This window comes from Mesoplasma chauliocola, from assembly GCF_002290085.1.
Lineage (GTDB): Bacteria > Bacillota_I > Bacilli_A > Mycoplasmatales > Mycoplasmataceae > Mesoplasma > Mesoplasma chauliocola.
Map to the genome: position 1 here is coordinate 843,637 of NZ_CP023173.1, position 11,144 is coordinate 854,780.

Annotated in this window: 13 protein-coding genes and 1 other RNA gene; 2 read left to right on the forward strand and 12 right to left on the reverse strand. The window is 25.1% G+C overall.

Translation table 4 applies throughout. From position 1 onward, the window contains the following. Positions 1–32: 32 nt before the first annotated feature. The 6 genes from tilS to dnaX are packed head-to-tail and all read right to left on the reverse strand — an operon-like array spanning position 33 to position 5,835. Complete coding sequence (tilS, locus tag CK556_RS03780) at positions 33–1,229, reverse strand: tRNA lysidine(34) synthetase TilS (RefSeq protein WP_027875872.1); 1,197 nt, start codon at positions 1,227–1,229, stop codon at positions 33–35. Between the two features lie 4 nt (positions 1,230–1,233). Continuing rightward, the gene (locus CK556_RS03785) at positions 1,234–1,956 is read right to left on the reverse strand and encodes a tRNA1(Val) (adenine(37)-N6)-methyltransferase (RefSeq protein ID WP_027875871.1); all 723 of its coding nucleotides are present in this window, start codon (positions 1,954–1,956) and stop codon (positions 1,234–1,236) included. Next, on the reverse strand, positions 1,956–2,699 hold the full coding sequence (locus tag CK556_RS03790) for a hypothetical protein (RefSeq protein WP_027875870.1): 744 nt from the start codon (positions 2,697–2,699) through the stop codon (positions 1,956–1,958). The genes CK556_RS03785 and CK556_RS03790 overlap by 1 nt, the downstream gene beginning before the upstream one ends. After that, entirely contained in the window at positions 2,687–3,313 is a 627-nt protein-coding gene (gene tmk, locus CK556_RS03795; RefSeq protein ID WP_027875869.1) for a dTMP kinase, read from the reverse strand. Before tmk ends, CK556_RS03790 begins: the two co-directional genes overlap by 13 nt. Before the next feature lie 2 nt (positions 3,314–3,315). After that, positions 3,316–3,906, reverse strand: a complete 591-nt coding sequence (recR, locus tag CK556_RS03800; RefSeq protein WP_027875868.1) for a recombination mediator RecR — start codon at positions 3,904–3,906, stop codon at positions 3,316–3,318. A 3-nt stretch (positions 3,907–3,909) separates the two neighbouring features. Continuing rightward, positions 3,910–5,835: a DNA polymerase III subunit gamma/tau gene (gene dnaX / locus CK556_RS03805; RefSeq protein WP_027875867.1), complete on the reverse strand. Its 1,926-nt coding sequence runs from the start codon at positions 5,833–5,835 to the stop codon at positions 3,910–3,912. Positions 5,836–6,011: 176 nt separating this feature from the next. On the opposite strand from dnaX, the gene CK556_RS03810 reads away from it, so the two are divergent. Both CK556_RS03810 and CK556_RS03815 read left to right on the forward strand, forming a co-directional pair. Next, a complete protein-coding gene (locus CK556_RS03810) occupies positions 6,012–6,803 on the forward strand; it encodes an HAD-IIB family hydrolase (RefSeq protein ID WP_027875866.1) in 792 nt (263 codons plus the stop codon). Positions 6,804–6,806: 3 nt separating this feature from the next. Next, on the forward strand, positions 6,807–7,610 hold the full coding sequence (locus tag CK556_RS03815) for an HAD-IIB family hydrolase (protein WP_027875865.1): 804 nt from the start codon (positions 6,807–6,809) through the stop codon (positions 7,608–7,610). A gap of 8 nt (positions 7,611–7,618) precedes the next feature. Here CK556_RS03815 and CK556_RS03820 read toward each other — a convergent pair whose 3' ends face one another. The 6 genes from CK556_RS03820 to rpmH all read right to left on the reverse strand — a co-directional run bounded on the left by CK556_RS03820 (position 7,619) and on the right by rpmH (position 10,843). After that, positions 7,619–8,047 (reverse strand): deaminase, encoded by a 429-nt coding sequence (locus CK556_RS03820; protein ID WP_027875864.1) that lies wholly within the window; start codon positions 8,045–8,047, stop codon positions 7,619–7,621. A gap of 9 nt (positions 8,048–8,056) precedes the next feature. Next, positions 8,057–8,152, reverse strand: an RNA gene (ffs, locus tag CK556_RS03825) — signal recognition particle sRNA small type. A 35-nt stretch (positions 8,153–8,187) separates the two neighbouring features. Then, complete coding sequence (locus CK556_RS03830) at positions 8,188–8,988, reverse strand: HAD-IIB family hydrolase (RefSeq protein WP_027875863.1); 801 nt, start codon at positions 8,986–8,988, stop codon at positions 8,188–8,190. Between the two features lie 98 nt (positions 8,989–9,086). Beyond that, positions 9,087–10,316: a membrane protein insertase YidC gene (gene yidC, locus CK556_RS03835; RefSeq protein WP_420845528.1), complete on the reverse strand. Its 1,230-nt coding sequence runs from the start codon at positions 10,314–10,316 to the stop codon at positions 9,087–9,089. Between the two features lie 40 nt (positions 10,317–10,356). Then, on the reverse strand, positions 10,357–10,689 hold the full coding sequence (rnpA, locus tag CK556_RS03840) for a ribonuclease P protein component (RefSeq protein ID WP_027875861.1): 333 nt from the start codon (positions 10,687–10,689) through the stop codon (positions 10,357–10,359). Positions 10,690–10,708: 19 nt separating this feature from the next. Continuing rightward, a complete protein-coding gene (rpmH, locus tag CK556_RS03845; RefSeq protein ID WP_011183579.1) occupies positions 10,709–10,843 on the reverse strand; it encodes a 50S ribosomal protein L34 in 135 nt (44 codons plus the stop codon). Positions 10,844–11,144: the final 301 nt, after the last annotated feature.

The window sequence follows — 11,144 nt, forward strand, 5'->3', positions numbered from 1 at the left end:
ATTTTAATAATACCATTATTTGATATTTTACTCTACTTTATATTGTTTAAGATTTTCTTTGTTCTTTTACTATATACGACTGCTTTTAACATTCTATTTTTATATCTTATTTTTTTATCAATAAAATATCTGTTTGTTTTTTTACCAAGCGTATAGGTTTCAAATTTATATTTTGTGTAATCATTAGTTACTACATATGGATACTTCTCTTTATTTTTTTTAATTGCGTTAAAAATATCTAGTCAATTAATGAATTCTTCAATCTTATACAAATCTTCTTTTGTTTTTATTTCAAAAGACTTGGGATAAGTTAGATCAGCCTTTATTATAAATATGTTTTCGTAATCTTTAACAAGGCAATAATTTTCAATATTCATACTTCAAAAAACTTTATGTGAAGTCTTTATATTTTTTGCAATTTCAAAAACTGTTTTATTGCTTCTGTTTTGTACTAAATGATCTTTTTTAATTATTTCTAATCATTTATAAACACATCTTTGAATAAATTCTAAATTTTCGTCTTTAAAGTTTTTTGTTATAACTAATTCTTCAGCTGACATATTATTATTAACATATCAATCAACTTCAAGATTTAACTTATTTAATTCTTGATTTTTAATTTTAATTTCGTTTTCAATTGATGCAAAATCTTCTTCCTTTAAACTTGCTCTTATTTCATTTCTTTTATACTTAATATCTGTATTAGTTGAATCAATTGCAAATTCAATTTCTTGCTGCTGTAAATAATGTAAAATTTCTGACTTTAATATATTTAGCATAGGTCTTATAATATTCATTTCTTTATATTTTGATACCTTATTTAAGCCATAATATTTTGCATAATTTTTTCTTTCTTTTTGTAGTAAATAAGTTTCTACGAAATCATTTCTGTTATGTGCAACTAGTATATTTTTTATTCCATATTTGTTACCAATTTTTACAAAGAAATCATATCTAGTCTTTCTTGCTCAACTTTCGAAATTTTCTTTAAGTTCACTATAATCTTGATCAACGTTTAAAAATTCTAACTTTAAATTATATTTTTCACAAAATTTTTTTACAATTTTAAAATCATTATTTGAATCTTTTCTGAAATTGTAATTAACATGGCAAACCACAAAGTTTGTTAGTTCTTGTTCAATTAATGAATTAAGCATAAACATGCTATCAGGACCACCTGATACAGCAACTAAATAGGATGTATCTTTATTTAATTTAAATTTATTCATCTTTTTAATCCTTAAAGTATTTTAGTAATTCATTAGTATAAGATTCGTCATCCTTATGAGCAATAAGCGGAGGTAAAATTTGCATGCCTTCATTACCCTCTAAAATTGCATCAATCAAAATTGTTTTTGCTTCTTCACCTTGTTTAGAATGAACAAATTGAACTCTCTTTGGAGCAAATTTATATTTATACATTAAGTTGATTATTTCGCCTGTTCTTTCGGGTCTGTGAACAAGAGTAAAAGAACCACCATTTTTTAATATTAACCCTGCATTTTTAATTATTTCCTCTAAAGTAATTAAAGTTTCATGTCTAGCGTTAACAACTTCTTCACTTATTTTTTTTACTTTTGATTCTTCATGCTTTTTAAAAAAAGGCGGATTGCAAATTACAGCATCAAACTTATTTGCTTTTTCTTTTGCATAAATTTTTATATCTTCATTTACAATCTCTATTTGTTCAGTCAATTTGTTAAGCTCAATATTTTCTATTGCCAACTGAGCAGCCTTACTTTGAATTTCTAAACCTACAATTTTTGCTTTACTATATTTGCTTATTATTAAAGGTATTACTGCATTGTTTGTACCAAAGTCCACAATATTTTTAATACCCGATTTTAAGTTAATGAATCTTGCTATCAATATACTATCTAAAGTAAAATTAAACATTTCAGAATCTTGATAAATTTTTCTATTTTCATACCCTAATAAATCATTTAAAATCTTCATTATAAAGCCTCACTTACTTCTATTAAGAAAACATCAATTGCCAAGTTTGTTTGGAAAGTAAATTTTAAATCATTGATTAATTTTAAAGTTATTTCCGCTAACATAGGATATTTTTTAATTATAGTTCTAATATAAGCTTCTTCTAGCATTCCAATTAGCTCAGATTTATCGACCTTTTTCAATTCTGCATTACTTAATAAAATTGAATGTTTGTCTTTTTGTAAAATCTTTTCAATTAAGTTTTCTGCACTGTCATTAACTTTTTCATTTTCTAAAACGATTAATTTACATCTTGATTTTATTGTTGGTAAAACTTGACTTCTATTTTTAGTTAATAAAATTGCTATAGTATTTGCTGGTGGCTCTTCTAAAAATTTTAGTAATGAGTTTGCTGATTCATTTTTTAAATTTTCTGCATTAGCTATTACATAAATTTTAAGCTTATTAATTTCATTTGTTGTTAATGAATATCTTTGCATTAAATCAAGAACATCTGCTTTTGTTATAGCTAAATTTCCATCTCCAATAAAACTAAAGTTAGATGTTGCACTATTGATAAATTTTTTACATGAGGAACAATCATCATTTTCTAAATTTTTGTTTTCACAAAAAATTAATCTTGAAATTTCATTTGCAAGATCGTTTAAATTTTCTTGATTATCATTTGAAAGTAAAATTGAACTAAAAAAAGTATTATCAAATAATTGAGATTTAAATTTTTGTAAAATTTCTATTTTTTTCATAATTTTATTTTTTCCAAAATTACTTCTTTAGTTTGAATAAAAACTTCTTCAGGGGTTTTCTCTGCATCAATAACTTTAATTCTTTGAGGTTCTTTTTTAGCTAATTCCTCAAATGCATTTTTAACATCTTCTTTAAATTTTTTACCTTCTTCATCTAATCTGTTTTTTTCATAACTTCTATTAGACAATCTTTTTTCAGCTTCTTCAAAAGATAATTTAAAATAAAGCGTTAAATCAGGAAGAAAGCCTTTTAATATAGTTTTTTGTAAATTGTTTAAGTAATCAACACCTAATCCTCTAGCTCCACCTTGATATGCTGTGGTTGAATCCATAAATCTGTCAGATATAACAATGTATCCTTTTTCCAAATTTGGTTTGATCACTTTTTCAAGATGTTCTTTTCTAGCTGCAATAAATAGTAAAGCCTCTGTTCAAGGCTCCATACCTTCACCACTTTTACTTAAAATTAAATCTCTAATCTTTTCTGATATTTGAACACCACCAGGTTCTCTAGTCATGATAACTTTATAATTTAAAGACTCAAGATGTTCTTTTACTTTTTGAAGTGCTGTTGTTTTGCCACTGCCATCCATTCCTTCAATTGTTATAAACATGACTATACCTCGTATTTCTTTCTATTTTTAAATGCGCTCTCCAATGTTGTTTCATCCATGTAATCTAAACTTCCACCCAAAGGAATACCCTTAGCAATTCTTGTAATATTTATATTTAAGTTTTTTGTTAACTGATAAATATAGTTTGTTGTTAATTCTCCTTCAAATGTAGCATTTAACGCAAGAATTAATTCAGTTTCTTTATTTATTCTAGAAATTAATTTTTGAAAGTCTATATCGCTTGGTGTTTTTCTTTTATTAAGATTAATTTCAGCTCCCAAGACATGATATAAACCTTTATACTTATTTATTTTTTCTATATTATTAACATCCAATTGATTTGCTACTACGCAAATAACATTTTGGTTTCTTTGTGAATCCTCGCAAATCATGCATTTATCATTTATTTTATAATAGTTGCAAATTTCACAAATGCTTATGTTCTTTTTAATTTTATCTAGTTGTGTAACGAAATTGTCTAAAGCTTCTTTATCAATTATAAGATTGTTTATTAATCTTTCAGATGTCTTTTTTGTCAAAGCGCTATTTTTACTTATATTCTCACTAATTTGCTCAAACAATTTCTTTTCCATAACCTAATCCTCTATTTCTATATCATCTATACCAAACAGTTTTGAAGCAACCTCTATAGTTTTTTCATCTAAATGACTAAATACAACTGATTGTTTTTTATTATCAAAGTAACTATCATAATTCATTTGAGCATAAGTTGGTAGCTGGTTATTTTCTTTTAACCTTTTAAACTGAATCTTAACTTCATTTCAAAAAATTTCATCAATTGGTAAGAATATTATTTTGCCAAATTGATTTTCGACATTTTTTCTAAATTCTTCGTTTTGCAATTTGAATATTAAATTATTAACATTTTCAAAATCTTCTGCTCTTATTAAAACTTCGTTGTTTGAAGCCGCAAGTATTTTAAAATTATAAAAATCTATAAAATTTGTTGCTTCTTTGCTATTTAATAAATTCCCTTGGTTATCTACTTCAAATATTCTATTAAATGACTTTTCAATTTCTTCTCGTTTTGCTTTATTTGCACCAACTAGTAAATTAATTATTTCATCTAATTGAATTTTGTAAGTTTTTTTATCTTCATTATCTACTAAGTTTTTACTTAGTTCAATTTTCAGGCTTGTCAACGTATCTATTGGTTCTTTTATTGTTTCAATAATTTCTGCTTTTTCAATTTTTACAGTTTCTTTAATATTTAATTCAACCGCTTCAACAACTTTAAGTTCTTCACTAATTTCTGAATTATTTTGATCCTGAATAACTGTTTGAGCAGTTTCAAACATTTGCTCTTTATCTTTGACTTCCACTTTAATTTCTTCACTGACTTTTTGCTTAACTTGTTCACTAACAGTAATTGGTGAACTGTGTTCTATATTTTCTAAAATCGGGTGAGCAGAAACTTCTTTTGTTTGATGATTTAAAGATTTTAAAACACTTATTAGTAAGTAATTAAAATTAATGTTTGTACCCTTTGTTTTTGCATATGCTTCGCTTAAGTTATCAGCTATTTCAAACAGCGCTTTCATTTCAGCATTAGTAAAATCATTAACATCATTTACTTCTAATGTATTTAAAATTTCTTGATTACCTGTTAATTTATATTCAATTATTTCTTTAACAATCTCAATTAAGCTTAATGTAAATACATCAAAATCCATTCCCTGATTATTTGCTGTTTCAAAGTATTCAATAATTGATTGTGCATTATTATTTAAAATATTTATCAATATTGATTTTTTCTCATTTTTTGTTGCTACATAAAAAACTGATTTTAAATCTTCAATTGTTATATGGTCTGTTGTAACTGTCATTAATTGCTCTATTATATTTAGTGCATCTCTTAGCGATCCTTCAGAAATAATGCCAACTTCATCTAAAACTGGTCTATCAATAGAATAGCCTTCATTTTTACAAATAAAATGCATTCTATTAATAAGCGAGTTTCTATCAATTTTTTTAAAATTAAAAATTTGACATCTTGATAAAATTGTTGGAGGTATTTTTGCATATTCTGTAGTTGCCAAAATAAAAATTGCGTGTGTTGGTGGTTCTTCTAAAGTTTTAAGCAGAGCATTAAAAGCTGCTTTTGTAAGCATATGAACTTCATCTATTATATAAATTTTATATTTTCCTAAGAAAGGCAAAGAGTTTATGTTATTTTTGATTTCCCTAATTTCGTCAACCCCATTATTAGAAGCTGCATCCATTTCAATAATATCAGGGTTTCTTTGCTCATTAGATGCAAAACAACTTTCACAATTTTCACAAGCAACTCCTTCACTAAGGTTTTTACAGTTAACACTTTTAGCCAAAATTCTAGCTATTGATGTTTTACCCGTACCCCTTTGTCCAGCAAATAAAAATGAATGGCTTATTTTATTATTTTTTAATTCGCTTTTTAAAATTTCAACAACATTTTGATGCCCAGCAATATCCCCAAAATTATTTGGTCTATATTTTCTATACAATGCTTTATTTTGTTCCATATAACTCCTTTATTATAAATTTGCTTTTATTATTAATTTTATCATTTTTACAATTTTTAGATATGCTAAATATGCAAACTATATCTAGTTTCAATTTAATAAAGTAGTTTTTTATTACATTTCAACAATGTTTTTAATAATAAGTAAAAAATATAATTAATATAAGGAGGTTGTTTATGAAATGATGAATATCAGATTTTGATGGCACTCTAACTAAAATTAATTCAGAGTTGATTGAACAAAGGGAATTGAATTTTATAAAAGAGTGATGTCGAAAAAATAAATTTCTAATTGCCACAGGAAGAGACAAGGAATATGTGTGTAAATTAAAAGAAAAATATGATTTTAATTACGAATATATGATTGTGAACAATGGCGCTACCTTATATAAAAATGAAAAGCTAATTTTTAATATTGAAATAGATATGAATAAAAGAACTAAAATAATAGAAGCTTTGAAAAGAATTAAAGGCAATTTTGGAATTAGACTCGTTGATGATAAAAATAGCTTTACTTATAAAAATTTTGAAAGTAAATTAATGGATAGCATGGTCATGGATTGGTGAATAAATTTAAATCAAGATTTTTTAGCACTTGAAAAAATTATTCTAAAAAATAAATATTTAAATACAATTTGCTTATTTTTAGAAAATGAGGATGTTAGTGAACCAATAAGTTTATTTAAAAATATTGGTAATCTAAAAATAATGAACACTGAAAAACATCTTTTGGAAATAGTTAATAGCAATACATCTAAAAGTAAAGGGATTTTGTATTTAAAAAATAAATACAAAATAAAGGAATGTAATTTATTTGTTACTGGAAACGATATAAATGATGTTGAAATGTTAAAAGACTTTAAAAATTCATTTGTTTTAAACACAAGCTTGCCAGAAGTATTAAAAACTGGAAAACATATTATAGAAAGCGTAATTGAAATTAAAAATTACTTAAATGTTGAGGAATAGAAAATGAAATGATGAATATCAGATTTTGATGGGACTTTAACTCTAAATCCTAAAACAGAAGAAATAAACAAAGAAGATATGGATTTTATAAATGAATGATCGAATAAAAATAACTTTATAATAGCTACTGGAAGAGACGTTTCATATATTAATAATTTAATTAAAAAATATAATTTTAAAATCTCTTATAAGATAGCAAATAATGGTGCTGCTTTATATAAAGGAGATGAAGTTATTTTTAATAAACCAATTTTAATGAACCAAAGAAAAGAAATTTATAAAATTTTGAAAAAACTGCATAATTTTGCTGGAATTAAAATAGCAGATCATAAGGTTTGTTTTATTCTTTCTGGAATAAATGAAGAAGAACCAAGATATGATGAAACAAGCGTCTTGCCACATTGATTTAATGTAGAAGATAACTTTGATAAATACATTAACGAAGTAATTGAAAATGAAAATTTAAACAACATAACTTTATATGCACACCTACAAGATTTTGACTATATTTTCGACTTATTTAAAGATATTAAAAATATTAAAATTTTGCAAACATCTAATTTTGTAATTGAAATAATGCATGAAAGTGTTTCAAAACTTTCTGGGATTGACTTTTTGAAAAATAAATATGAGATTGACGATAATGACATAATTGTCAGTGGCGATGGTGATAATGATTATGAAATGCTAAAAGAAATAAATAATTCTTTTGCTATGGAGAATGGGACAAAAAAAGCTTTAAGTGCAGGAAAAAAAACAATAGCTAAAGTTTGTGAAATTAAAAAATACATTAAGTTCGACGCTTAATGTATTTTTTATCTTTTTTTTAAAAAAAACGAACTTATTATATTTAAATATTTTTCTTCAAGATTTTTATTTTTATATTTACTTATTTTAACTTTTATTTTATTTATATTTATTTCATCTCTAAAACTCATTTTTAAGTTTTCAGATAAATATACTATTTCATTTATTTTAACTTGTTTTATAGCACCATAGCACATTATACAAGGCTCTAAACTTGTAAATATTTTATAATCTGAAAGATTAGTAATCTTAAGTTTTTTTAATGCTTTATTAATGGCGTTTATTTCAGCGTGCCCTGAAACTTTTTTATTCTTGTAGTAGTCATTAAAACTTGATGCTACAATTTCATTGTTTATAAAAATACAAGAAAAAACAGGTATGTCCTTATGGTTTTTTTTATTTTCTAGCTTATTTATATATTTATCAATCTTTATCATAAGTTAATTATAAACAAAAAAACCATGATACAAGACACATTCCCTTATAGCTGCTACCTTCCGGTCCTGACTCATTCGGGCGTAATCTTTATCACGGCATAAATATTATATATTTTATTACTTTATTTTAAAAGCATTAACTAGTCAATTTTAATATCGCTTAATTTTTTGACTGTATGTCTTGCTTTATCTCTAAAATTTAAATTATGATTTTGTTCAACAATATAAGAATTTTCAAAAAAATGCTCGAACATTGATAAATCATTATTGTCATCACCAACAACAATAATGTCTTTTATATCAATATTAAAAATATCGATCATCTTTTTTATTGCATTTCCTTTTGAAACATTAAAATTATGAATTTCATTAAACGTAATTTCTTTTAAATTATTAGAAACAGAGCTAAATTTTAGACCTTTATTATTCAACGTTATTTTTAAGTTTTCTCAAGTTTGCAATTTACACCCCATTTTAAAACAAATCATTTCCTTATCTTTAATATATTCTAAGCCCTTGTTTTGAGGTGTCATTCCCATAAAAGTTTTTTCCATTTCTTTTGTTCACATATCATGGTAGAAAAAATTTTCTTCTCCATCAAATGAATAAACAAGACTAAATATTTCTTTTCTATTTAGTTCAGCAAAATTTATTATTTCTTTTGTTAATTCGTCAGGTAAGTATTCAGCAAAAAGTTTATTACCCTTATTATCAAAAATAGCTGCGCCTGCATTTGTTATGTAATAGTCAGGTTCAAAATCCTCGTATTCGTTTTTTATGTGTTCATTGATATGTTCAAAAGGTCTACCTGTTGAAACAATAATTTTCCCTTTTTCTGCCTGAATTTTTTTAACAAATTCCATGTCTTCTTTTGTTATTCTATTTAATTCATCTTTGCTGTTTCTTAAAGTTCCATCAAAGTCTGTAAATAATCACTTCATATTCCTAGTACCATTTTTTCTTTCAAGAACATTATACATTTATAGATTTTTAAAAACATTTTAAAATAAAAAAAATAACAGTTTCCTGTTATTTAAAATTAATTTTTGCTTAGTTTTGATAATCTCTTTTCTTCTTGACGTCTTCTACGTTGAACTTCTTGCACAGAGCGATTTGCTTTGTGTTGGTTTCAGAAGAAGAAACCTAAAGTTTGTAAAATTTGATAAGTTGATGAGAATATTCAATAAATAGCAACCCCTGAAGCAACTGAAGCAACAACAAAGATAAATACGAAAGCAAAAACTCCTTGCATAATAAATTGTTTTTTACGTGATTTTCTTTGTGCTTCTGTCAAAGTCACAGATTTTTGTTTAATTGCTTGTAATACCAATGGTAACAACATAGAAATAATTTGAAGTGGTAAATAAACTGCTAATAAACTTAAATAAACTACTTCACCACTTAACAATTGTGTTCATGGTTTTTCAATTAAAGCAATTAGTCCTACGTTTGCAATTTTTAATGATTTTGTTGATCTAACAATCGCATATATCGCAAATAGGAACGGCATTGATGCAAATGCTCCAGCCATTGATGAAAATGGTGAGAAGTTCTCTTTTTTGTAAAGAGCTTGCATTTCTGCATTTTGTTTTTGTCTAGCTTCAGGAGATTTATCTCCTTTGTACTTAGCTTGAATTTCTGCTTGTTTTAACTGAACAGACTGTTGTTTATGCTGATTTGCTTGCGACTTTCACGTAAATGCAAGAGAAATAGATTTAATAATAATAACTGTAAATAAAATAGCAAATATAACTGCAATACCATAGCTCTTGTCATCAATTTCTGGATTTAATGTCCCCGACATACCTTTTATTAGCGCGTTAAGCAATAACGCCGTTGGGAAAACAAAGAATCCATAGAAAGGTGAACCTGTTTTTGAGAATGCTTCACCTCATGAACTTATAACATTATAAGCATATTGGTGACCTGATAAACCTGTTATTGATACAACCCAGTTTTGCGATGGTGTTTCACCTAAAGAAGAAATCACAATTTCAAATGAAACACCTGGCATATAAACTCTTCTACCTGTCATGTCTGTTACTTCTTGAATTAAATATGGGTCTTGATACATTTGTACACATCCCCAAATCATTGAAATAATAATAAATAAGAATCCTAGAATTTTAATTCATTTTCAAATTAACTTTAATATTCTTTTTCTATCATTACTATCTGACATTCTTTGTCAAAAAGTTTTTTTTGTTTTTGTGGTGCTATTTGATGAATTTAAATATGACATAACACCATTTTTATTTGAGTTAGCCATAAATAACTTATTTTCGTTATACAAAATTAGCACCTCCTTGCTATTTTAAAAACCTATTAATTAGTTTTTTTAATTCTTTTAAATTTTGATCATATGTATTTTGAGTCATTCTGTTTCTTGCAATTATAACTATGTCATAAGAGAATTCAGGAAATGATTTCATACAATCTTGAATCATCATTCTAATTTGTCTTTTTATTTTATTTCTTAATACAGCATTACCTATTTTTTTACCAACACTAATACCATATCTAAAATAATCTCTCTCGTTTTTTAAGTAATAAATAACAAACGAAGAATTTCTTTGAAATTCTTGTTTAGCTATTATTTCTTGAAATTCAAAATTTTTTTTAATAATTTTTTTATTTTTCATTCTTTTATCAAACAAAGTATTAAGCTGTTAATTTAGCTCTACCTTTTGCTCTACGAGCTTTGATAACTTTTCTTCCATTTTTAGTTGCCATTCTAGCTCTAAAACCGTGAACACGTGCGTGTTTAATTTTTGATGGTTGTCAAGTTCTTTTCATTGTATTCAAACCCCCTTTTAAAGTTGATAATTCTTGTTAATTATAATATAAACACTTAAAAAAGTATAGTTTTTCTTTTTTATTTTTGTTTTTATTTTTATACCTATATTTCTTTAATAAGTTTTCAACAATTATACCTACCTAATGTGGAAAAGTGGAAAAAACCTTTTAAAATAATAAACATTTGTGATTTTCTTAAGTTTATTATGTTTGTAATTTATAAATTTATTTTTTTATACACAGATTGTGGAAAACTTATCCTTTTATATGTTTTAATTTATTTTATGAAGGGGATTACATA